Genomic DNA, 22,354 nt, shown 5'->3' on the forward strand with positions numbered 1-22,354 from the left:
CGCAGCGTCCAGAGAGCGAAGCGAACGGGGTTGAGCGCCGGGTTAGGTCTCATGGCAACTCCAATTGCAGTCTCGATGCTTCTGAATCAGGCATAAGCAAAAACTCTTTCCAAGCAATGACAACCCTCTGGAATTCTGCCAAGCTGAAGCGACCTTCCGCAGTTCCTATTTCGTCTTCGATCAAAATATCCACTTGCGCTTCATTTTGCCGAAATGTGACACAAGTGTCATTCAAGCCATAGCCTTCCTCCTGCGACTTTCCCGATGTCACGGCATCGATAAGTTCTAGAATTTCACTGCAGTCAGATGGTGTGTGCATCAACATGAAGAGCGCGGCACACATATAGTGGTTGTATCTCTCAGCGCTGTTGCCATGGACTTCCGGCATTCGATACCAGACATCACCGACGATGGGACGTTTCCCGCCATACACACACCTAAACTCGATGACCTTTGGATCAGCAGCCATAGAAGAGACCTAACGTGCAGCTTGAGCCGACGCCGGAGCGCGCAGCGCGGAGGGAACCCCAAAGCGTAGCTTTTGGGCGGTCGGCTCCAAGCGTTTGTTAGGCATCACCTTGTCTGCCAACGGTAGCAATGTTTGCGACGCTGTTGGCGCGGGACAAATAAGTGATTACTCCAACCCCAAGTCCGAGTGGCGCAGAGAGCCAATACCACAGGGCACGACCGACGGCTATCGGTGCCTGAATATCTATTGAGAAAGCGAGAAGCGATAGAGACGCCAAGTAGCAGAAAAGCGTTAATGCACTCCACGGACGACTTTTCTGCGTTGACCAGTGCATTGCCGCAGCGCCAGCAGGGACCCAGGATAGAAAGCTTACAGTATGAAGAAACGCACCTTCCGTCGAGTTTGGGTCAACAGGACCAGGCGACGGTGTATAGGGGACACCATAGACGGCTGCCCAGAAAAATGGACGAAAGAGGAATATTGCAACCAGAAATACAGCGACTACAGCATAGTGAGTGATGAGACCGGCTACAACCCCGCGCAGATAAGTTCGTTTTTGGGGGTGTCTAAATCGCTTAAGAATGGGGCGCATAAGAGTTGGAGACGCGAATTGCGATGCCTAACGAATAATGTATGGAAAAGTTATCTGAATCTTACCAACTGAGCCATGCCGCCGGATGACCGCTTCCGCTGCACAGCCGAAGTCAGTTTGAGGCTGATTGCTGTCAGCTAGCTAGTCAAAATTCCCGCTAGATTGCAGTCATTGAGAGCTAGCTTGCGCGGGCAGCCGCCGACAGCAAAAAATTCTGAGGTTGAGTGTCTGGCGTATTCGCCCCCATCAAGGCTAAAGACCCCCTTGTTGGGATCAGATCTAATGCGATAAATGTGACACACGTTGCGCACACCAGATTGAATTTGATCAACAAGACTTTCCTGAGCAAGTGCAAAAGGAAGCGCCGCCAGGTTTACCTGGTCCCACCTGGAGTGGGAAGCCTCGTAAGAGGTGAGAGAAACTTGCATGTGAACGGCTACCTCAGGGTGGCCGTTTGTCTTTCTGCTTATCGTTTGGCTGTTGAGTGCTCGTTTCAACAGGGCATGGAATCCTATCGGCTTCTCGTCGAGCTCTCGCTTGGTCAGTGGGCGCTCTAAAACATAGGCACTTTTGACTCGCAAAAGCAGGCGCTTTTTCGCTTACGGTCTTTCATAACGTCTAAAAACATCGGGTAATTCCTGGGCTCTTCGCCTGGCACTGACGGCTCGATTTCAAGGGTGACGAAGTTTTCTCTTGAGGGCTTAATACGTCGCGTACCAAGGCTATGTAACAACTGGGGAAGATGTTTTAAGACAATTCGTAGCGTATCGAGTCCATCAGCCGGCGCGTATTGCCATCCAGAACGATGTGCCGCTCATTCACGGCTTCCCCGGGTTTCACTTCGCGGGAGTAGCAGTGATTCGTGAAAAGGACCACTACATACACATTAAGGGCTGTTGACTGCATATACCGGTACAGTGTGACCACACGTTCCGGTATTAACTGACCAGTTCGAGGTAACACGCTGACTGGCGCTGGCCATGTCTGTAGTCGTCTCCATCAGACTGACTACTGTCTTTCAGGATTCCCCCATGGTCAGGACCCGACCCAAAGCGGTCTTCGATCAACCCGATCTCATGACCTGATAGCGGACATCCAGGACTGGCACACCAGGCAGGTACGATCAATACCCCAAATGCAGCAGTCGTTGCCATTGACCATCGTCTCTTCAACCAGATGCGAAATAATCGCACATAGCCGACAAGCAATTTGCAGCAGAGACGTTCCAAGTGATTTTGACCAGTGACCTCATACTGGCCGAGCGAATCATCATTCCCAGGCTTTACGTGCTCAGTTTGAGGATATCGAGTGAAGTGAATCTGCCATACCGGTTGATATGTTGCTGGACTTCCAACGAAGTGCGCTGATCGTCCCCTCAAGTCCGCGCTATCCAGTTCATTGCTGCTTTGCCTGCGCCGGCCGCCGCCGAGCTGAGTACCGAGCCCCAACACAAATCGATCAATGTCAGTTTTACCGGCCAGTTATTGAGCGTGGCGAGGTTGCGGAGGTCATAGGTTGCGTAAGCGCAGAAACCGAACAACGCCCCCATGAGCAGCGTGTGACCCCAAAATGGCTCATCGACAGAGGGGGCGCCAACACAAAGACCATCAAACCCATCGGATAGACGAGATAGAACGCCAAAGCAGCGCCTATGTTGGGCTTGCCGGCGATCAGGCGGCCGATGGCTTCTTGATACATCACACCCAGCCAGAACATGTCCAGCGCCACCATCACCACTGCTGCTGCAGCGAATCCGGCAAGATACTTGTTAATCATGTCACTCCCAACCTTGGTCAGACCACAGTGGCTGACTGGAGAGTTTCGTCATGAAGCGCCTTCCCGGATCGTGACAGACGATGACAGCCCGGTGTGCGAGCCGTGTTCACCCATTGCGATAGGTTTGCCCGTCACTGCCGATGCATTCAGGCTGAACGCCCTGACCATCCTGCTGCTAGATGCATCCCAATAGTCGGCGACATTTGGCACAAACTTTAGCAAGGCCAACGCCTCGGAAGCAGGGCCATCCGGAAACCACGGCTTGGCCATGGGCGTCCACAAACGCTCGATGTGGTCCCGGTCGGTATCGATCTCACCGCAACCAGACAGGGAAACATAAGTCCCGTGCGTCATGTCGGTGAACGCCAGGTTGGCGACTTTGAGGTGTTCAACCTTTGAGGATCGCAAGTCGGTGAAAAACCAGATGGCACCATGGGCGTCCATCTCCAGTGGTGCCATGGGACGACTCGCCAGTGCGCCATCTGGCTCAATCGTGGTCAGCATCGCAATATGAATGTCCTCGATCATCTGGGCAATGTGGGATAGATCGGCGCTGGCCTGAGTTTCTGTTTTCATCGGTGCCCTAGGTGTGTTTGAAATTGCTGTTTTGTCGCGAGTGTGGATGGGTTCTTGCCAGCGCAGGATGGCTGGGTTGGAATCTCATTGCTTTGCATGAACTTTCATTGGCAGCGGCGCAAGTGATGGCTCAGGCAGTTCGATTTCCAGGGGGATTGGGTTCATGCCTCGATTTTTGAGGTTGTCAGACACGCCGTCTGTGCTTTGGCACACACCAAAATTAAGGCGTCGCTGGGCACCGATGCTGGCGACCGGACATCACCCGGTATTAACTGGCTTGGTCCGTGCGTGTGCCATCCAACAGATGCAAGTTCGACCAAGGCAGATACTTGTTGCTTCAACCTGATGGAGACTTTTTTGCAACTTTTTCTTCCTATCGACGCGTTTGCTTGCGGACTTCGCTTGCAAGGCTCCCTTAAGTTGCCATTTTGAGTCGATCTCTTCAGCGCTCATTCAAAGCCATAGCGCGGTTGGCACTTCGCACCGGCGCCAAGGCCATGAAACTCGCCCTGAAACCGGTCAAAAAGCCCCGCAAACCAAGCGTTGCCCAACAGAAGTCAATTCGACCCAGCACAGCGAAACGTGTTTTGGCGGGACCTGCGCCAATATCCACGGCAAGATCTGCCAGGGCGCAGGAGCGCACGACACCGTCCCAGTGGACCACGGGCATCGCATCTGGTGCCAGCGGGGTGCGCCGCTACCGGCTTTTCAAACCATCGGGCATGCACCGCGGGGAGAGCCTCCCGCTGGTGGTGATGCTGCATGGGTGCGCCCAGGATGCCCATGCACTGGCAGCCAGTACCAAGATGAACCGACTGGCGCAGGTCGAGCGTTTCATGGTGCTGTATCCGGAGCAAGACCGGCTTGCCAATCTGCAAAACTGCTGGAATTGGTACGACACGCGGGCTGGCCGTGCCCAGCGCGAAGCAGACACGATAGTGTCCGCCGTTGACCATCTCTGCCTGACGCAACCGGTGGATCCACAGCGCATGGCGGTGGTGGGTCTATCGGCAGGGGCTGGTTTGGCGGGTTTGCTTGCCGTTCACCAACCCCAGCGTTTCCAGGCTGTGGTGATGCATTCTGGCATCGCGCCGGGCCTGGCGAGTTCCTCTGCAACCGCTCTCGCGGCGATGCGCGGGCGCCGGGTGGCGATACCGCTTGCACCACTTGCCGGTGGCTTGCACCTGCCCGCCATTTTGGTCATTCAAGGCAGTATTGACCCCATCGTTGCTCCCAGCAATGGCGCGCAGGCTGCACACCTGTGGGCTGATCGCGAAGGTGCGCGGGCGGGCAAGCCACGCAGCGTGCAACGTGGCAAACGTTACCCCACCATGATCACGGATTTTCGCTGCCAGGGCCGACTGGTTGCCACCCTGTGTTTGATCCAGGGGTTAGGACACGCCTGGAGTGGCGGTGCGCCGGGTTTGGCTTACAGCGACCCCAAAGGGCCGGATGCCTCGCGCATGGCGTGGTCATTCATGCAAAGGCAATTTGCCACTCAAGCAGGTGGTACTGGTTGAGGTTAAACATTGCTCAATGTGGCAGTTTGGGGGGCGGCAGAAGTCGCTCACACTCCTCTTTGATGGCGGCGTAACACTCGCAGGCCCGCGCCTCCAGTTGGTCGCGGTCCACCACGCTGATGCTGCCACGCGCCTTGGTGATCAGCCCTTCCTTGTGCAGCTTGCCTGCGGTCTGGGTCACACTTTCGCGGCGCACGCCCAGCAGGTGCGAAATCTGCTCCTGGGTGATCATCATCTTGTCGCTGTGTAAGCGGTCAAAACTCATCAGCAACCAGCGGCTGAACTGCTGCTCCACCGAGTGGTGCTGGTTACATACAGCCATCTGCGAGGTCTGGCAGATCAATGCCTGGGTGTAGAGCAGGGCCAGGTGTTGCAGCTGACCACCCTGCTCGAACTCGTGTTTCATGACTTTGCGGCTGAGCCGGTAGGCCTGGCCAGCGCTTTGCACCTCGGTGCTGCTGGGCAGGCTGTCACCCCCCATGTAGATCGAAATACCGACCAGCCCTTCGTTGCCGACCAGCGCAATTTCGCTGGAAGAGCCGTCTTCGAGCGCATAAATCAGCGAGACGATGCCCGAGACCGGAAAGTGCAAGTAGCGCACATGGTCACCCGACTCCGACATGGTCCATCCCAGTGGCATGGCCACCAGTTCCAGCTCGGGCAGGATGCGCTCGTATTCAGCTTTGGGCAAGGCCGCCAGGATATGGTTCTGGCGGGGGTCGGGGATGGTTGGCTTGAGAGGTTTGGACATGACAACTTCATGAAATTCTGGATGGCCAAATGTAAGCCACCGCACAGACTCTTTCCTCGGCTTGATCCAGTATGAGAAATCAGGTCGCTCCACGCGACATGCTGAAAAGCCAATAAGCCCCTCGTCATGACACACAGACAGAAACTCAATTTACCGGTAGACAGCCAACCTGCCCAATCATTACCTCAGGTGTTGAAAGACAATGAACTCGTCAGGGGCATGGTTAAAGAGTCTGCGGATGAACTGGCGTCGGTCAACCTGGTTCTCAATGAAGAGTTGTCCGATGACAGCCGCCTGCCTGAAGTGGACATGGCCCTTGAAAAAAGCGAGGCCGTTGAAGTCAAGGTGCAAGAGGCGTCGGAAAAGCTGTCACGCGTGAACCGAGGTTTGGAAAAAGAGGTTCAGGAACGGCACAACTTGGAGCAGGAGCTGAGCAAGGTCATTGAGCAGCAGCAAGAAGCTCTTCATGCCTCACTCCATGATGCTTTGACGGGCTTGCCCAATCGTGTACTCTTCAATGACCGACTGGAGCATGGCATAGAACAAGCCAAGCGCCATGGATGGTCGCTGGCAGTGATGTTCCTGGACCTCGACAAATTCAAAACCATCAATGACTCTTATGGCCACGAGGCCGGCGACGCAGTTTTGCTGACGATTGCCAATCGACTGACAGAAACCACACGTACCGACGACACGATCAGCCGCCATGGGGGCGACGAATTCTTGTATCTGCTCATGGAAATAAGTGATGAGCAGGATGCAGCCATCGTGGCGAAAAAAATCATCCAAGCCGTTCAGGTGCCATATGCTGTCAGCGGCGGTGAGCTCACGGTCAACACCAGCATTGGTATCTCGATCTATCCGAGAGATGGCACCACGGTAGATGTCTTGATCAGGAATGCCGATGAGGCGATGTACCGCGCCAAGCAAAACCAGTCAGGCTATGCATTTGCGGGTGAAAAACCTTCACCCAAGTCCACTTAACCAAATTTGACGTTCAATTGATGCCTAAGATGTACAACTCACGTCAAGGTCGAAATTGAATTGGGGAATCAGAAAGCAAGCAGATATCAAGAATGCGCCTGACCTCACTGGCCTGTGCGGCTCTCAGCGCGGGTAGTGGCCGTATGAGGTGGACAACCGCCAAAGCGGCACCTTTGCACGGTCAAGGTGAAGGCCACCACGTTGCTGTCGCAAACAGTCGTTTCTGAGCTGCAATGAATCCCTGTCTCAAATTTCGCTTATCGTGCACGCCATGGTGGCGTCAATAGGTGATAGATGACCGTTTGGTAAAGACCACGGCTGTGTTGATGGCGCTATTGCTGCCCAATGAACTTCCCCGACCCTAGCGCGGGGTATCACTGCACTTCGGACTCGGACGCTTCGCGGCTGGCCTTCGTTTTGGCGCCCTTCAGACGCTGTTGAAGTCAGCCACCCTTAGTGGCGGGGAATGTACCGACCCTGATTCAAGCAGGCCAAAGTTATTCCCAAAGCAATTGCGGGGTTCTGGACTCATGACCCTTGCGATGAAGCAGCTACTGTTCACAGTCAAACTGAATCTCATGCCCCGCGATGTATAACTGAACGGGCTGCAGCCTGCCGAACCTTTCGTTCGGATGTGTCGAACCTGGATTTCAACTAAGGGTAATGGCGCAATGAAAAAATCAAACGATTCCAAGGCCGACTGCACCCAAGCGGTCACGGATTCTGTCGACGCCCCACAATTCGCAGAATTCCTCAAAGACATCGTTGCACGGTTTGACCCTCAGCTTCGACACACCTACGTGAATAATTCAGTCGAGAGCGCCACTGGTCGGCGAGTCAGTGACTTCATTGGTAAAACGAACCGTGACCTGGGCATGCCGGCGAAACTTGTCAAACAATGGGATAGTCAGTTAACTGCAGTTTTCAACTCAGGTCGCTCAAGCGAAACTCAATTTGCGTTTCCATGCCCGACTGGTTTGCGCCATTTCATTTCCCGATTGACACCAGAATTTGGTTTGGATGGCCGAGTCATGTCAGTTCTCGCTGTGGCACAGGATGTGACGGAGGTGACCGACTTGCGTGAAAAGGTCCGAGTCCTGGAATCTTTGGTTGACCGGAGTGACTTGCCAAAGCCTCATACCAACAACGCCATGTCTGTCGAGGCAGCGGCGGAATACTACCGAGCCATTGTTGAGTCATCAGACGATGCCATCATCAGCAAAACCCCTGAGGGCCTGGTCACAAGTTGGAATCCTGCGGCACAAACTATCTTTGGCTATTCTTGCGACGAGATGCTGGGGAAGTCATTGTTGGTTCTGCTTCCACCGGAAAAAAGCGATGAAGAACGTTTCATTCTTGAGCGAATTCAGGCGGGAGAAACGGTTGAGCACTTTGAAACCACCCGCATTCACAAAGACGGGCACCGCGTTGATGTATCTGTGACCACTTCACCCATTCGAGACCGTCGGGGTCATGTGATAGGTGCCTCAAAAATCGCCCGTGACATCACTGCACAAAAAATGGCGGAGCGGCAATTGAAACTGACCGCCAGTGTGTTCACAAGCACCATCGAAGGCATTCTGATAACCGACCGAAAAGGCACCATTGTCGACATCAATGATGCCTTTTCCAGAATCACTGGCTATTGCAAGGAAGAAGTTGTCGGCCAGGATGCACGCATGTTTCGCTCCTCCAATCAGGGCCCCGAAGTCTTCAGGTTCATCAAAATGGCTTTGAGGGAACTCGGGGAATGGCGAGGTGAAGTGTGGAGCCGTCGAAAGGACGGCAAATCGTACTCGGTCATCTTGACCATCAGTTCGGTACGCGATTCCTACGGTAACGTGCAAAATTACGTGGCACTGTTTTCCGACATCACGCCGCTCAAGTTGCAGCAGGAAAAACTGGAGCACAGTGCCCAATTTGACTCGCTGACTGATTTGCCCAACCGGTTGCTGTTGTCTGATCGGTTACACCAGGCCATGGCAATGTGCCAGCGTCAAAATCAAAGCCTTGCCGTGCTCTACCTCGACCTGGATGGCTTCAAATACATCAATGACAATTATGGTCATGATGTAGGTGACGCACTTCTGATCTCTGTATCCAATCGCATGAGACTGGCGCTGCGGGACGTGGATACGTTAGCACGTATTGGCGGTGATGAGTTTGTTGCTGTTTTGGCCAATATTGACAGCACACATGACTGCATCCAACTGGTCGAACGGGTGCTCGGTGCCTGCGCTGAACCGGTGCATATTCAGGGTCGGGAGTTGAAGGTCACAGCGAGCATTGGGGTGACGATTTATCCCCAAGACGACGCTGAGGCCGACCAACTCATGCGACATGCTGACCAAGCCATGTTTGAGGCCAAGCAAAACGGCAAAAACAGGATTTACCTGTTCGATTCGGCATTGGATGCGGAAGTCAAGACCCGAAGTCTGCAACAGGAGCGCATCGCTCTCGCGCTACTGCGCCAAGAGTTTGTCTTGCACTACCAACCCAAGGTCAACATGCGCACCGGGGCCGTGGTCGGGGCGGAGGCCTTGATTCGGTGGGACCATCCTGAAAGAGGCTTGCTCGCGCCGGGCGTGTTTTTGCCCGCCATCGAAGAGCATCCCTTGAGTGAAACTGTGGGGTCGTGGGTCATCGACATGGCTCTGAAGCAAATGGTGGAGTGGAAGCTGCTCGGGTTGTCGCTGCCGGTCAGTGTGAACATATCAGCCAGGCAGTTCCAGCAGCAGAATTTTGTGAATCACCTGTCCGAGGCACTGGCCAACTATCCAGAAATTGACGCTAAATCTCTGGAGCTGGAGATTTTGGAAACCAGCGCGCTGGAAGACATCGGCTCGGCAACCAAAATCATGCAGGATTGCCACCGGTTGGGAGTGCTATTTGCCATCGATGATTTTGGAACGGGCTACTCATCGCTGACATACCTTAGGCGACTGCCGGTCGAGACGCTCAAAATTGACCAGAGCTTCGTGCGAGACATGCTCGATGATTCCGACGACTTGGCCATCGTCAAGGGCGTCATCGGGCTCGCATCGGCGTTTCACAAGCATGTGATAGCCGAGGGTGTTGAAAGTGTGGCCAATGGCAAAAAACTCATCGAATTGGGGTGCTATTTGGCACAAGGCTATGCCATTGCCCGGCCAATGTCGGGAAGTCGCATTCCTGAATGGTCCGCCACTTGGGAACCACCTGCTCAATGGACGCAGGCCCTTTGAAATGACGCGAGCTATTCGATGGGCTGAACTTCTGGTTTCGGTTTCTTAAACGGTGGTTTTTTAGTTGTCACATAACGCCGAATTGCCGAGTTAGCCGGTGACCGTGCTGAAGCAGTCAATCAGTGCAATTGATTGACTGCGGAGGTGAACTCAGGGTCAACACCAGTATTGGCATCTCGATCTATCCGAGAGATGGCACCACGGTAGATGCTTTGATCAGGAATGCCGATGAGGCGATGTACCGCGCCAAGCATACCCAGTCTGGCTATGCCTTTGCGGGTGGAAACTCGACTGCAAGCACAGAGGATACTGAGGCGGGGTGAGCACATCGGGCTGACGGTTGTCGCCTAAGGGGGCACAAAGACGGACCAATGTGATTTTCCGGCAAACCGAGTGTGCCGCCGGGCGCAGTGCTAACGTTGCCAAAGCCTATGTAGGGCGGTAGACCAGCCTTCAAATTCATGGAATTGGCTCAGCCAAAAGCAAGTATTGGTGGCTTTAAGGAAACGCTGCTTATGGAAATCTTTGCATAGGAGCCATTCTTCAAAGATCCCTGTTATGCAAGGTTGAGGGAATTTATTCCTCACACCAATCCTTAGACAGCCAGTACACTGAGTTCCTACTTAGAGCCACTGAAAGTTGCATTACAGCCGACAACTGGTAGAGGAATTCAGACCAATAGGGCCAACGTATCCGGATACAGGTTAGTCACAAATGACCGAAACAGCCGCAATACTTGAAACGACGCGCCCCGTTATCCTGTGCGTGGATGACGAACCCAGCATTTTGTCGGCCCTGCGGCGCCTGTTCAGAACCCACGGATTTCAGGTGTTGGCGGCGGAAAGCGGCCAGGCTGGCCTGGACATTCTGGCAGCGGAGTCGGTGGATCTGGTGATCTCCGATATGCGCATGCCGCAAATGGACGGGGTGGTGTTTCTGGAACACGTGCGTGAACGCAAACCAGACGTTCCGCGTTTGCTGTTGACCGGTTATGCAGATGTGGCGTCCATCGTCGGCGCCATCAACCGGGGGGAGATCTACCGCTATATTGCCAAACCCTGGGATGACAACGACATTGTCTTGACGGTACGCGATGCGCTGGAACGCAGTGCGCTGGTGAAAGAGAAAAAACGCCTGGAAGCGCTGGTGCTGGCCAAAAACGCTGAACTCACCACCATCAACGCCAGCCTGGAACTGCGGGTGGAGGCGCGTACGGCCGAACTCAAGCAGTCCAATTTGGCTCTCAATACCGCCAACGACAAGCTCAAGAACAATTTCCTCACCTCGATCAAGATGTTCACCGCCTTGATTGAGTTGCGCGACAACAAACTCGCGGGCCACACCCGTCGTGTGGCGGATATTTCCCGAAAACTGGCCGTGGCCCTGGAACTGGACAACAAGCAGACCCAGGAGATCTTTGTTGCCGGGCTGCTGCATGCCATTGGCAAGGTGGGGTTTGACGACGAGCTGCTGCAGACCCCGGTGGCCAACATGACGCCGCGCCAGTTGGAGATCTACCGCAAACACCCGGCTCGCGCAGAGCAGTTGCTGATGCCACTGGTGGAGCTCAAATCGCCTGTGGAGATCATTGGTGCGCAGCTGGAGCGGTTTGACGGTTCCGGCTATCCACAGGGAACACAAGGCCGACAGATTGCCATGGGGGCTCGCATTCTGGCTGTCGCCAGTGCCTATGACAGCTGGCTGATTGGTGTGATGGAGCCACGTCAGTTCAGTCAACAAGAAGCCAGGGCCGCGATTCATCAGCGCAGTGGTCGCCATTTCGACCCAAAAGTTGTCGAGGTGTTTCTGGACATCTATCGGGATTTTTCGCTCAATGATTTGCCCAGCAACGTGGCCTGCACAAAATCCATGAAGTCACACGAACTGTTGCCGGGCATGGTGCTTTGTCGTGACCTTACCTCGCCAGCCGGGCTGCTGCTGTTGACCGCTGGTCATGTCTTGGATGAATCGGTGATCGAAAAAATCGTGAGTTTTGAGCGATCTTCGGCCGTCAAGCTGACGATCACGGTCTGTTTCGGGGAGGTGTGCCCCAGTGTTTGATTCACCCCCCGCTGTTCTGTTCACGGTTGCATAATTGCTTGAGACGTGCCAGACCAGTGATCTTGGCCAAGCGGCCCACACAACGAGGAGAGAAAAACCTTGAGTGCCAATTCAGCCATCAAACGTGCACATTCGTGTGCCGCTGAACCACGTCAGGCGGTCAGAGAATTGCACGCAGGTCTGATGCAAGCGGACTTGGGGTTGGTCATTTTTTTCTGCTCCAGCACCTACGATCTCGATGCTCTGGCAGATGAAATGGGCAAGTTGTTTGCGGGTGTCCAGGTCATTGGCTGTACCACCGCGGGTGAAATCGGCCCGTCGGGATATTGCAGCAACAGTCTTGTTGGCATGAGTTTTTCATCCCGTGACTTCACGTCGGCTGTCGGTTGTATGCCGGACCTCAAAAACTTCGAGTTTTCTGCGGGCCATGGCTTTACCCAAGACCTTTTACGCCAGTTGGAAAACCAGACGGAGGTGGTTTCGTCCACAAACACCTTTGCTTTTTTTCTGGTTGACGGCCTGTCCATTCGTGAGGAACCGGTGGTCAGAACGTTTCAGAGTGCGCTCGGTGACATCGCCTTGTGCGGCGGTTCGGCGGGCGACGACTTCAAATTCGAACGCACCTGGGTCTACCACGACGGTTCCTTCCGTGCCGACAGCGCCGTGCTGGCACTTGTCAACACAGCCGTGCCTTTCAAGATTTTCAAGACACAACATTTCCTCTCTGGCAATGAGCGGCTGGTGGTCACTGAAGCTGACATCGCCCGGCGCATCGTCACCGAAATCAATGGACTGCCCGCAGCAGAGGAATACGCCCGCATTGTGGGCATCGACGTCAATGAACTGGGGCCGAAACACTATGCCACCTCGCCTGTCGTGGTGGTCATTGATGGCACCGACTATGTGCGGTCCATCCAAAAGGTGGACGCGTCGGGTCCTTTGACATTTTTCTGTGCCATCGACGAAGGGCTGGTTTTGCGCGTCGCTCACGGCGTGGATTTGCTGGCCAACTTGGCGCAGACTTTTGACCGTATCCGGGAGGAGGTCGGACCGATCACTTTGACGATTGGGTGCGACTGTATTCTGCGCAATATTGAAATGATCGAGAAGCATCAGAAGGAAGCTGCCGGGGCCATCCTGGAACACAACAACACCGTGGGGTTCTGCACCTATGGCGAGCAATTCGGCGGTGTCCATGTGAACCAGACCTTCACCGGCATTGCCATAGGCAGGTTGCGTGATGTTTGTGACGATTGACGCTGCGCCGGTTGCCGCCCACGCGGAAACAGCTGCTTTGCAGAAGGAGGTCGTCCGCCTCAACAAGATGGTGACCGCCCTCATGAACCGCGCAGAGCGTGACATGAGTGCAAAAGGGTCGGAGTTCGGCCTGTTTCATACGACCGTCATCCTCGAAAAAAAGATTCGCGAGCGTACCCAGGAGTTGGAAGTGGCGCTGTATGAAAACGAGCGAATCACCCGGGATCTGCAGCGTGAAAAAGAAGAGCAGCGCATCCTGATCCAACAACTTGCAGACGCCCATACCAAGGTGGTTCAGTCCGAGAAGCTGGCTTCGATTGGGCAACTGGCCGCCGGTGTTGCCCACGAAATCAACAATCCGATTGGCTTTGTCAACTCCAATCTGGGAACACTCAATATTTATGTCAAGGATCTGCTGGGTATGCTGGATGCAATGACCCAATCGGTCGAGCCACTGCTGGCTGGCAACCCATCCATCAAAAAACACATGGATGAAATCACCCGTTCCATTGACCTGAATTTTTTGCGACAAGACATTGGTGAGCTGATCTCGGAGTCGATTGAAGGAACGGCGCGTGTGCGGCGCATCGTTCAGGATCTGCGTGATTTTTCCCGTACCGGCAGCGACAGCTGGGAGTGGGCCGATCTTCACGCCGGGCTGGAAAGCACCCTCAATGTGGTGTGGAATGAAATCAAATACAAATCCGAAGTCATCCGCGAGTTGGGCACGCTGCCCAAGGTTGAGTGCCATCCGTCCCAGATCAACCAGGTGTTCATGAATCTTCTGGTCAATGCTTCACAGGCGATGTCCGAACATGGTCGCATCATCTTGCGAAGTGGCTGTTCCGAAGAGCAGGTGTGGGTCTCGGTGACAGATGATGGCAAAGGTATTCCCGAAGACATGTTGGCGCGGATCTTTGATCCCTTTTTTACAACCAAACCGGTTGGTCAGGGTACCGGCCTTGGCCTGTCCGTCTCTTACGGCATCATCGACAAACACGGTGGCCGAATCGATGTGAAAAGTCAGCTGGGTGCGGGAAGCACGTTTACTGTCTGGTTGCCTATCCACCAGTCGTTGAAATAGTTTCTGCAATAGTACGTCCACCATCTCGACGCCGTGAAGATGGATGGCACAACGATTATGAAAATGCCCCGGACCACCCCGCGTTAAGTTGGAAGGCACTGCGCCACAGGAAAAGCTGGGGCTACTGCGGGCTCACCTGGAGTAAAGTGTGCTTAAGCTAGTCCGCCTATGTTGACGCCGACAGAAAACTGAGCATCTGGGGGTGCTGGACCAATTGGCGCTATCGCAACCAGGCATTCGCAATACGGAGGAGACAGCCCTGTAGTCACTCCGCTGCTGCTCACACCTCTGAACTTCTCCACTTTGCAACTATCGTTGGATAGCAGAATTGAAAATCCCTGCCTTCACCTTCTTGCGGGTCGGAGTCAGAACCATGCTATCGATGCCACCGTTGGTTGTATTAGTGCTTTCAGAAACTCTCCCAATCCCCATTGTGTTGAGGCTGATTGAATCTTGACAGTGGGTGCCAATCCAATTTTGACAGGGGGCTTGTAGTCAACAGTTAGGCTGCTGACTGTGAATAACTATAGCCCTTTACAGGTTTATCACCTCCTGAGCGGTGTCGGTTCTTCGATTCATTTCCCTGGATCTGATCTTGCTCTTGGCCTCTTTGGAGCTGTGCCGGAATCGGTAGGATTCATTACCTGTCTCGACGATGTGGCAGTGATGGGTGAGTCGGTCAAGCAAGGCCGTAGTCATCTTGGCATCCCCGAACACAGCGGACCATTCAGCAAACGTCAGATTGGTGGTAATCAGAACGCTGGTGTGTTCGTAGAGCTTGGACAGCAAGTGAAACAGCAAAGCACCTCCGGCTTGGCTGAATGGCAGGTAGCCCAGTTCGTCCAGGATGACCAAGTCCATGCGCATCAAGCTCAGAGCTATGCGTCCTGGAATGCCTTTGGCTTTTTCATGCTCCAACGCGTTGACCAGATCCACTGTTGAGTAGAACCGCACACGCTTGGAGTGATGGGTCAAGCCAGAGATTCCCAGCGCAGTGGCCAAATGGGTCTTGCCGGTGCCAGGCCCACCAATCAGAACGACGTTCTGCGCATCCTGTGTGAAGGTTAGATCCGCCAACTTCTTGATGAGCGCTTTGTCGACTTGCGACACGTCGAAGTCAAAGCCTGCAAGGTCCCTATGGATAGGAAAGCGTGCAGACTTCATCTGGTGAGCAATGGAGCGCATATGCCTGTCAACGTCCTCGGCCTGGAGCAAGTGTTCGATCAGCCAGCGTGAGCTCTGGATCGTTGCGCCGCCATCCTGCTCCATGAGCTCGGCCCAGGCGCAGGCCATGCCATTCAAGCGCAAGGCTTTGAGTTCGCTTTGAATATTGCGTTCTGAATCATGCATGGAAGACTCCCTGGTCATCGTTATGGGTGGGACGCAGGCGGTCGTAGCGTGCGGTATCAGCTATGGGAAGGTGGGTCAGTTGCAGAGCGGTCTGTGCATGCTCAGGCCTTGGTGGTGCATTCAGCCGCGCAAGTACGTTGTGCACATGCTCGGCACTGACGCTGCCGTTGGGTGTGGCTGCTTCGAGCACCAGATCAACCGCCACCAAGACTGCGTCCAATCCGGCCAGTGGCACGCTGGCCAGCACCTGTGCCATCGTGCGGTCCCCTCCAGGGTGTCGCAGCAAGGATTTGCGCAAGCGCTGCAATGGCGCAGGCAGATCCAGAAACGGGGCCCCGTTCCTCAGTGCACCGGGCTTGCGCTGTACCAGTTCGATGTAGTGCTGCCAGTCGTATGTCGTTTGGCCGCCGCCTGGTGTTCGGGCATGACTGGCGATGATGGTTTGCGCACATGCAACATCCACACGGTTGGGATACAGCCGTGTGCTCACCAGGTGCCCTGCCCATTCACAGGGAACAGAGTAACGGTTGCGTGCCACTGCAACCAAGCAGGTGCTGCTCACTCGTGCAGGTTTTTCCACGTAGCCGTCAAACAGAACGGGCATCGACATGAGATGGGGTCGCTCCAGCTCCAGCATTTCCGCCACTGTGAACTGCTTGTGGATCGGATGCACCGTGTCCGCCCACACCGAGCGGCAACGCTCACCCAGCCAGGCGTTGAGTTCAGCGAACGATCCAAAGCGTCGGGTGCCGGCCTCAATCCAGATGCGACGACGGCTGTCTTGCACATTCTTCTCCACCACGCCTTTCTCCCAGCCCGATGCCACGTTGCAAAAATCCGGGTCAAACAGGTAGTGGCTGCACATGGCCGAGAAACGTGCGTTGACGATGCGCCCCTTGCCCTTCTTGACCTTGTCCACTGCCGTCTTCATGTTGTCGTAGATACCGCGCCTGGCAACGCCACCCAACGCATGGAATGATCGGGTGTGCGCATCAAACAGCATCTCGTGGCCCTGACCAGGGTAGGCCACCAGCCAGAAGGCTCGACTGGCGCACAGCTTCAGATGGGCCACCTGCATCTTGTAAAACACCCCGCCAACCAGCAAGCCTTCTTCACTCCAGTCGAACTGGAAGGCCTCGCCGAGCTCGAAGCTCAGCGGCACAAAAGCCTTGGTGGGGTCCTTGACGCTTTCGGCACGCCAGGCGCGAATGAAGTCAGTAACTGCGCTGTAGCCGCCCCGGTACCCCTGGGCCTGGATTTGGGCAAACAGCGCCTTGCCGCTGCGTCGTGCGCTCTTGGCTCTGTGTGCATCCGTGCGCAGTGCTTGCTCCAGCACCGCCACAAACGGCGTGAGCTTGCCCTCGGCTTTCTTGCGCTCGTACTTCGGGGTTATGTCGCCGGGGGCCTTGAGCCACTTCTTGACCGTGTTTCTGGCCAGTCCCGTTCGTCTGCAAATCTCTCCATCTGAGAGTTGGTCGCGCAACTTCATGCGCCTTACCTTGCCAATCATGTCCATGGTGATCACCTGTAAAACCCGCGCTGAAAGTTTCAGCAGAGCAGTGGAACACCCCTGTCAATTTTGGATCGGCACTCTCGATCTCAGACTGTCAATTTTCGGTCGGCGACAACAATCAGACAAGACGAGGAAACTTTTCCTCGATTACCTGCAAGTTGATGTGACAGCGGGATGGAAATGGCTGAATTACGATCCGGCGACAGCAAAGAAGACACTAGACGATTTCATTGGTCGCCGCGGCGATGCAGTTCATCGATCTAAACCCTTGGCTGCAGGTGCTCCAGCACCTCACTTGGTTAGGAGGGAAGATTTGGACAAAGCCATTCGGTTCATTAAAGGCCTTGTCGAGGCAACAGAACGCGCTCTCGACACTGAGTGACTGTCGCTGCTCGCTTAATCAGAGCGCCAATACAAGCCCACTCGAAAGCGGTTAATAGTTGATGTGGCCTCTCGAGGCCCAGTCCTGCCATTAGCCGAGGACGGCTTTGACGAAGTGACTTTGTCACTTCCATCTGGTGCACTCAGCTAAGTCGAAAAATCAGCATAAGACTGGCTGGAGTCATTGAGTAGATTCGGTTCTACCGATAGCTACAAGTCAATATCAGGCATATGACTTTTGTAGTAGTGGAAAGTGCAAAAGCGGACTCATCTAGACTTACTGTAAATTCGGCGCGTCTATCTTGCAGTCTCTCCCTTCAGTAAGCTTTTGCATCAAGTATTTGAGTTGTTGGGGAAGGACTTCAGGGCGAATGAATCGATAATTTTTCAGGGATGTGAAGTGATACTAAAGAAACGAATTCAGGAGTTGCTTCGGCACCTGTCGGTCGGGATGTATGAGCGCGAGGAGATCGTTGCGGTGTCCTTTCTGGGGGCACTGAGTGGGCAGAACACCTTTCTTTACGGACCTCCGGGCACGGCAAAGAGCCTAATTTCGAGACGCATTGCCTGCGGATTCGAAGAACCCTCCTATTTCGAATGCCTGATGAACCGGTTCAGTACACCCGAAGAGGTGTTTGGACCGGTGTCTATCAAAGAGCTAAGAGAAGACCGGTACGTTCGTAAAACCGAAGGTTACTTACCCAGGGCTGAGTTTGCATTTCTAGATGAAATTTGGAAGTCCAGTCCAGCGATTCTGAACGCACTGCTCACGCTCATCAACGAGCGACGCTTTCGCAATGGCGATCAGATCGAGGACGCCCCGCTCAAAGCACTGATCGCCGCGTCTAACGAAACGCCAGACGACAACCAGGGCCTTGACGCCTTGTATGACCGCTTTATCGTTCGGTTGATGGTGCCTCCGATTGCGCAATCAGACCACTTCAACAACTTGCTTAACAGCCCTCCGACAGAAGCCCGAGTAAAAGTGCCAGTTGAGTTGGTTGTCAAACAGGCTGAGTGGGATTCTTGGCGTCGAGATATTCAGTCGTCCGTTCGACTGTCCGACGAAACATTGAGCATCATCCACATGATCCGAGACGCACTACAGGATCAGCACGAAACACTGAATGTGTACGTGTCTGACCGGCGCTGGCAACGGGCTGCCATGCTGATGAAGGCGGCAGCATTCTTTAATGACCGCAAGGAAACGAATCACAGCGACGCGCTGCTGTTGCAGCATTGCCTGTGGACGACGAACGAAAACCGTGAAGCTGTTGCGAAGATCGTGGCCACTGCCGTTCAGCAATCGGGGTTTGAAGGCGATGCTGACCTGGCAGCGCTTGATCGTACCAAAGATGCCTGCGACAAGGAAATTCATCAAGAGCTATATCATTCAGAGGACCTGTACGACACGGTTGAGCATGCTGGAAAGCCTTACTTTCAAGCTGAAGTGCCAGCTTTCAACTCACTGCGGAGTGGTCAGATCAGATCAATCTTGATTCCGTGTGAAAAACTGAAGTCTTCAGAGGCATTCAATCCACTTGCTCCTCAAGGTGCCGTCTTGCAAGATGTTTCGTGCAAATTCGACGGTCAAGGTGTGTGCGAAATCACATTGGATCAAGGGTATGCCAGCCGCCGTGTCGTTAAAGCCACGCCAAGTGTTCTGTTCCATAAAGGGGACAAAATTACAGGAGTCAACAAGCGACTGGTTAAGGCGCTGACCCAGCAAGTGCTCGAACTCAAGAATGAGCTGGAAACGGTCCGGGATCAAGCTCAAGCCCGGGTCGAAGCCTACCGCCTCTCAATGGCATCCACCTTCGTTCCCGAAGTCAAGACAGAGTTGGCATACCAGGGCGTCCTGGGGCACGTCGAGCGCCTCAATCTCCGGGTGCTGGACTGCGAGCGACTTCTGAGCTTGTGTCAGTGATGCCTGCGAACGCAGCCAAAGCTGCGGCAATTACCTTAATGGATGACTTGCAAGCCAAGTTTCCCTTGTGGCCCCAGGTCGCTGAAGAGCATGTGAAATTCCGCGCTGAAGAGTGGACTAGACGTACACAGCTCGAATTGGCCGCTGACAACCCGTTTGCATCGCATGAGCAGGACTGGGAAGACTTTGTCGCCAAGGTTGACATGGTAGTGATTCAGGAAGAGGAATGGCGTTCCGCCACCCAATGCTTCGGTGAGTTATGCCAGGCGACGGGCAAGCCTTTCGATCAGGCCTTCTGGCACAAGCAGGTAAGCGATGAAGCGTCAGAGAGTCAAGACAAAAGGGAGCTCAAGGGCAAGTCGCGCGAGCATCTTCAAACTGCAGCCGGGTTACTTAGTATCCGGTGGAGAGAAGTCCTAGATAGAGCCATTAGTGAATGGGAGCTTCAAGAAATCGCTAGGCGACGCGATACCCTGCGAAATGAGTTGGAAGCCCTCCTCGAGTTAATAAACACGCTGTCTCGCCAGCTCGAATCGTTGGGACTCGAGCCAGGCATCCTGATTGACCTGTCCCAAGGGCAGCTTTCACCTCAAGACATTGATCAGTTCAAACGTTGGGTGCAGTACCTTGCCAACGATGCTGGCGTGAAGGCCTTGTGTGATGTGCTGGGAAAACTCCGTCAGATTGAACTATCCGAGCGGATCGAGCAAGTGAACACGGTGCACATACAAGATGTATGGCAGCCTGATCCAAACTCACGGGAAGAGATCATCGGGGTACGGCTGGGTCGGGATCTGGAGCACGCTTTGCCGAGCGAACTGGCGCTGCTAGCCGACTCGGACACGTCCGTTCTTTTTGACATGAAGTACCTCGAGTCCCGCTTAATGTGCTTTGACATGCGCGGCTTGCAATTGGTCGGTGAACAGCACGAATACGTGACAGAGCAACGCACCAGCGAAACGGACAAGATGGGTCCCATGGTTATCTGCCTAGATACCAGTGGGTCTATGCATGGAATGCCGGAGACCATAGCCAAGGCGGTGGCACTGTACATGGCGACCAAAGCACGTGAGCAAAAGCGAGACTGCTACCTGATCAATTTTTCGACCAACATCGAGTCGCTGGACCTCGGCTTGGAAAACGACATGAAGTCGTTGATGCGCTTTTTGCAAATGTCATTCCATGGCGGCACGGACGTCACACCTGCCCTGAAACATGCCTTGGACACCATGCAGCGCGATCAGTATGCAAAGGCCGATCTGCTCGTGATTTCTGATTTTGTCATGGGCCATCTGCCCGACAAAATCCAGAATGTCATTGAAGCACAGCGCTTAAATGGAAATCGGTTCCACTCGTTGGTGATCGATGAGGGCTTCCATGCGCAGGATGTGCGCTCGTTGTTCGATCATGAATGGATTTATGACCCGCTCAGCAGCCAGGTTACAGAGTTGGTGGGTTTTCAAAAAAGAGTGGCAAGAAGTTCCTTTCAGTGAATATGCTTCCGATTGACAAGGCAGGCGAGCCGGAGAATCGGCGGTTCGGGATACTGCAGGAGCTGTGAATCGACCAACCTATCCAAGACATGCTTCCGAATTCGCAATACTACTTAATCACCTTCACTGAACGACGGCTGGGTGGCGTAGAGTCGTTACCCATGTTGCTGAGTCAATTGGCTGCTCCCGTTGAACTCCGGCTATTCAACGCCCCCGCCTATTGAGTCTTATTCGAATGTCCGCTACTAGGCCATGAATCTGATATGACAGAAGTCCGTACATGGACGCCCCCGGTATGCCAAGCTCTCAATTCATAATGATCAGAAGGTAAAGATTGCACCCGTACATTCGGACTCTTGATGTGACTTTTGGTCACGGTCCCTGATGGAGTTCGCTGGCCGACGCCTCAATCGCTTTGCCGCACTTCAATGTGCTGCGGAATTCGCGGGTTTTGCCGACCACGGTCTAACCTGTCTTGCCATCACTTCATGATCGCCTGAGCAATCGGTGGTTCTGTTCTCCCTGTTGCTGGTGTTCGGTCCTGTTGGCCAGCCTTGACTACGACAAGGCCAGATCGCGTGTGTAACCAGGCCGGAACTCCCTATCGTGGGCCAACAAAGCCCAAATAGTTCTCGCATTCTTGTTGGCTAGAGCGACAGCGGCCACGTTGTGATTGCGCCGCTGCAATAACTCATGCAGCCATCCATTTTTATCAGCCTTGCGGTTGGAGGCAAGAATGACGGATCTGGCCCCGTGAATTAACAAGGTTCGCAAATAGCAATCGCCTCGCTTGCTCATGCCAAGCAGATTGGATTTTCCTCCGCTGGAGTGTTGCCGTGGTACCAACCCCAGCCACGCAGCGACTTGCCGGCCGTTATCGAAGTTCTTCGCATTACCGATAGTGGCAATCATGGCACTGGCGGTAATGGGCCCGATTCCCGGGATCTTCTCCAGTCTGGTGCTCAGATCGCTCTGCCGATGCCAGGCTTGAATCTGAGCTTCGATCGCAGTCGCTTGGCGGTCTAGCTCTTTGAGATGCTCCAGCAGACGCTCGATGAGCAAGCGAAATTGCCCTGGCAGTTCATTGGATGCATCTTCTATAAGTTCGGGCACGCGCTGGGTAACATGAGACATCCCCTGCGCGACGATTAGCCCGAATTCGCTTAGTAAACCGCGGATCTGGTTAGCTTGGGCAGTGCGTGCCTTTACAAAGCCCTGGCGCACACGATGAAGCGCGAGCACACTTTGTTGCTCAACATTCTTGAGTGGAACAAACCGCATATTCGGGCGCGTGACCGCTTCGCAGATCGCCTCAGCGTCGGCCACATCGTTCTTGTTGGTCTTCACGTAAGGCTTGACGAACTGTGGGGCCATCAACTTAACGGTGTGACCCATG

At 54.3% G+C, this 22,354-nt stretch carries 18 protein-coding genes; 10 read left to right on the plus strand and 8 right to left on the minus strand.

The features are described 5' to 3' along the window. Positions 1-49: 49 nt before the first annotated feature. The 4 genes from KKO72_RS18350 to KKO72_RS18360 form a co-directional block, all read right to left on the minus strand. Positions 50-469, minus strand: a complete 420-nt coding sequence (locus tag KKO72_RS18350) for a hypothetical protein (RefSeq protein WP_214942440.1) — start codon at positions 467-469, stop codon at positions 50-52. A gap of 1,967 nt (positions 470-2,436) precedes the next feature. Then, entirely contained in the window at positions 2,437-2,610 is a 174-nt protein-coding gene (locus tag KKO72_RS21120; RefSeq protein WP_251140769.1) for a DUF2177 family protein, read from the minus strand. Further along, positions 2,532-2,837: a DUF2177 family protein gene (locus KKO72_RS18355; protein ID WP_251140770.1), complete on the minus strand. Its 306-nt coding sequence runs from the start codon at positions 2,835-2,837 to the stop codon at positions 2,532-2,534. Before KKO72_RS18355 ends, KKO72_RS21120 begins: the two co-directional genes overlap by 79 nt. Positions 2,838-2,885: 48 nt before the next feature. Beyond that, complete coding sequence (locus tag KKO72_RS18360; protein WP_214942443.1) at positions 2,886-3,413, minus strand: pyridoxamine 5'-phosphate oxidase family protein; 528 nt, start codon at positions 3,411-3,413, stop codon at positions 2,886-2,888. 497 nt (positions 3,414-3,910) lie between these two features. Between KKO72_RS18360 and KKO72_RS18365 the strand changes: the two genes are divergently transcribed. Next, on the plus strand, positions 3,911-4,933 hold the full coding sequence (locus KKO72_RS18365; protein ID WP_256445118.1) for a PHB depolymerase family esterase: 1,023 nt from the start codon (positions 3,911-3,913) through the stop codon (positions 4,931-4,933). A 13-nt stretch (positions 4,934-4,946) separates the two neighbouring features. On the opposite strand, the gene KKO72_RS18370 is transcribed toward KKO72_RS18365, so the two are convergent. Continuing rightward, positions 4,947-5,684 carry a Crp/Fnr family transcriptional regulator gene (locus tag KKO72_RS18370; RefSeq protein WP_214942445.1) on the minus strand — a complete coding sequence of 246 codons (738 nt, stop codon included), beginning with the start codon at positions 5,682-5,684 and terminating at the stop codon, positions 4,947-4,949. A gap of 126 nt (positions 5,685-5,810) precedes the next feature. Here KKO72_RS18370 and KKO72_RS18375 point away from each other — a divergent pair, with 126 nt between their 5' ends. The 6 genes from KKO72_RS18375 (at position 5,811) to KKO72_RS18400 (ending at position 14,294) form a co-directional block, all read left to right on the plus strand. After that, positions 5,811-6,668, plus strand: a complete 858-nt coding sequence (locus KKO72_RS18375) for a GGDEF domain-containing protein (RefSeq protein WP_214942448.1) — start codon at positions 5,811-5,813, stop codon at positions 6,666-6,668. A 671-nt stretch (positions 6,669-7,339) separates the two neighbouring features. After that, complete coding sequence (locus KKO72_RS18380) at positions 7,340-9,892, plus strand: EAL domain-containing protein (protein ID WP_214942451.1); 2,553 nt, start codon at positions 7,340-7,342, stop codon at positions 9,890-9,892. 122 nt (positions 9,893-10,014) lie between these two features. After that, a complete protein-coding gene (locus tag KKO72_RS18385) occupies positions 10,015-10,215 on the plus strand; it encodes a diguanylate cyclase domain-containing protein (protein ID WP_214942454.1) in 201 nt (66 codons plus the stop codon). Positions 10,216-10,606: 391 nt separating this feature from the next. After that, positions 10,607-11,953: an HD domain-containing phosphohydrolase gene (locus KKO72_RS18390; protein ID WP_214942457.1), complete on the plus strand. Its 1,347-nt coding sequence runs from the start codon at positions 10,607-10,609 to the stop codon at positions 11,951-11,953. A 99-nt stretch (positions 11,954-12,052) separates the two neighbouring features. Further along, a complete protein-coding gene (gene nosP / locus KKO72_RS18395; RefSeq protein WP_305849459.1) occupies positions 12,053-13,210 on the plus strand; it encodes a nitric oxide-sensing protein NosP in 1,158 nt (385 codons plus the stop codon). After that, entirely contained in the window at positions 13,194-14,294 is a 1,101-nt protein-coding gene (locus KKO72_RS18400; RefSeq protein WP_251140772.1) for an ATP-binding protein, read from the plus strand. The genes nosP and KKO72_RS18400 overlap by 17 nt, the downstream gene beginning before the upstream one ends. A 534-nt stretch (positions 14,295-14,828) precedes the next feature. Here KKO72_RS18400 and istB read toward each other — a convergent pair. Both istB and istA read right to left on the minus strand, forming a co-directional pair. Then, positions 14,829-15,644 (minus strand): IS21-like element helper ATPase IstB, encoded by an 816-nt coding sequence (istB, locus tag KKO72_RS18405; protein ID WP_214942460.1) that lies wholly within the window; start codon positions 15,642-15,644, stop codon positions 14,829-14,831. Beyond that, positions 15,637-17,160, minus strand: a complete 1,524-nt coding sequence (istA, locus tag KKO72_RS18410) for an IS21 family transposase (RefSeq protein ID WP_214942464.1) — start codon at positions 17,158-17,160, stop codon at positions 15,637-15,639. The genes istB and istA overlap by 8 nt, the downstream gene beginning before the upstream one ends. On the opposite strand from istA, the gene KKO72_RS18415 reads away from it, so the two are divergent. The 3 genes from KKO72_RS18415 to KKO72_RS18425 all read left to right on the plus strand — a co-directional run bounded on the left by KKO72_RS18415 (position 17,153) and on the right by KKO72_RS18425 (position 20,958). Then, positions 17,153-17,539: a HEPN domain-containing protein gene (locus tag KKO72_RS18415; protein ID WP_214942466.1), complete on the plus strand. Its 387-nt coding sequence runs from the start codon at positions 17,153-17,155 to the stop codon at positions 17,537-17,539. The genes istA and KKO72_RS18415 overlap by 8 nt on opposite strands. A 327-nt stretch (positions 17,540-17,866) precedes the next feature. Continuing rightward, a complete protein-coding gene (locus KKO72_RS18420) occupies positions 17,867-19,465 on the plus strand; it encodes an AAA family ATPase (RefSeq protein ID WP_214942469.1) in 1,599 nt (532 codons plus the stop codon). Next, on the plus strand, positions 19,465-20,958 hold the full coding sequence (locus tag KKO72_RS18425) for a VWA domain-containing protein (RefSeq protein WP_214942472.1): 1,494 nt from the start codon (positions 19,465-19,467) through the stop codon (positions 20,956-20,958). Before KKO72_RS18420 ends, KKO72_RS18425 begins: the two co-directional genes overlap by 1 nt. A gap of 558 nt (positions 20,959-21,516) precedes the next feature. On the opposite strand, the gene KKO72_RS18430 is transcribed toward KKO72_RS18425, so the two are convergent. Then, positions 21,517-22,354, minus strand: an 838-nt coding sequence (locus KKO72_RS18430) for an IS110 family transposase (protein ID WP_214942476.1), incomplete at its 5' end; no start/stop codon positions are given.

It is taken from the genome of Rhodoferax sp. U11-2br (genome assembly GCF_018619435.1).
Taxonomy (GTDB): Bacteria; Pseudomonadota; Gammaproteobacteria; order Burkholderiales; family Burkholderiaceae_C; genus Rhodoferax.

Excerpts from the sequence above, each read along its gene's own strand:
- KKO72_RS18365 (WP_256445118.1), top strand. The coding sequence starts at position 3,911 with ATGAAACTCGCCCTGAAACCGGTCAAAAAGCCCCGCAAACCAAGCGTT.
- KKO72_RS18355 (WP_251140770.1), bottom strand. The coding sequence starts at position 2,837 with ATGATTAACAAGTATCTTGCCGGATTCGCTGCAGCAGCAGTGGTGATG.
- KKO72_RS18400 (WP_251140772.1), top strand. The coding sequence starts at position 13,194 with ATGTTTGTGACGATTGACGCTGCGCCGGTTGCCGCCCACGCGGAAACA.
- KKO72_RS18425 (WP_214942472.1), top strand. The coding sequence starts at position 19,465 with ATGCCTGCGAACGCAGCCAAAGCTGCGGCAATTACCTTAATGGATGAC.
- KKO72_RS21120 (WP_251140769.1), bottom strand. The coding sequence starts at position 2,610 with ATGGGGGCGTTGTTCGGTTTCTGCGCTTACGCAACCTATGACCTCCGC.
- KKO72_RS18415 (WP_214942466.1), top strand. The coding sequence starts at position 17,153 with ATGTCCATGGTGATCACCTGTAAAACCCGCGCTGAAAGTTTCAGCAGA.
- KKO72_RS18360 (WP_214942443.1), bottom strand. The coding sequence starts at position 3,413 with ATGAAAACAGAAACTCAGGCCAGCGCCGATCTATCCCACATTGCCCAG.
- KKO72_RS18370 (WP_214942445.1), bottom strand. The coding sequence starts at position 5,684 with ATGTCCAAACCTCTCAAGCCAACCATCCCCGACCCCCGCCAGAACCAT.
- istA (WP_214942464.1), bottom strand. The coding sequence starts at position 17,160 with ATGGACATGATTGGCAAGGTAAGGCGCATGAAGTTGCGCGACCAACTC.
- istB (WP_214942460.1), bottom strand. The coding sequence starts at position 15,644 with ATGCATGATTCAGAACGCAATATTCAAAGCGAACTCAAAGCCTTGCGC.
- KKO72_RS18350 (WP_214942440.1), bottom strand. The coding sequence starts at position 469 with ATGGCTGCTGATCCAAAGGTCATCGAGTTTAGGTGTGTGTATGGCGGG.
- KKO72_RS18375 (WP_214942448.1), top strand. The coding sequence starts at position 5,811 with ATGACACACAGACAGAAACTCAATTTACCGGTAGACAGCCAACCTGCC.
- KKO72_RS18390 (WP_214942457.1), top strand. The coding sequence starts at position 10,607 with ATGACCGAAACAGCCGCAATACTTGAAACGACGCGCCCCGTTATCCTG.
- KKO72_RS18380 (WP_214942451.1), top strand. The coding sequence starts at position 7,340 with ATGAAAAAATCAAACGATTCCAAGGCCGACTGCACCCAAGCGGTCACG.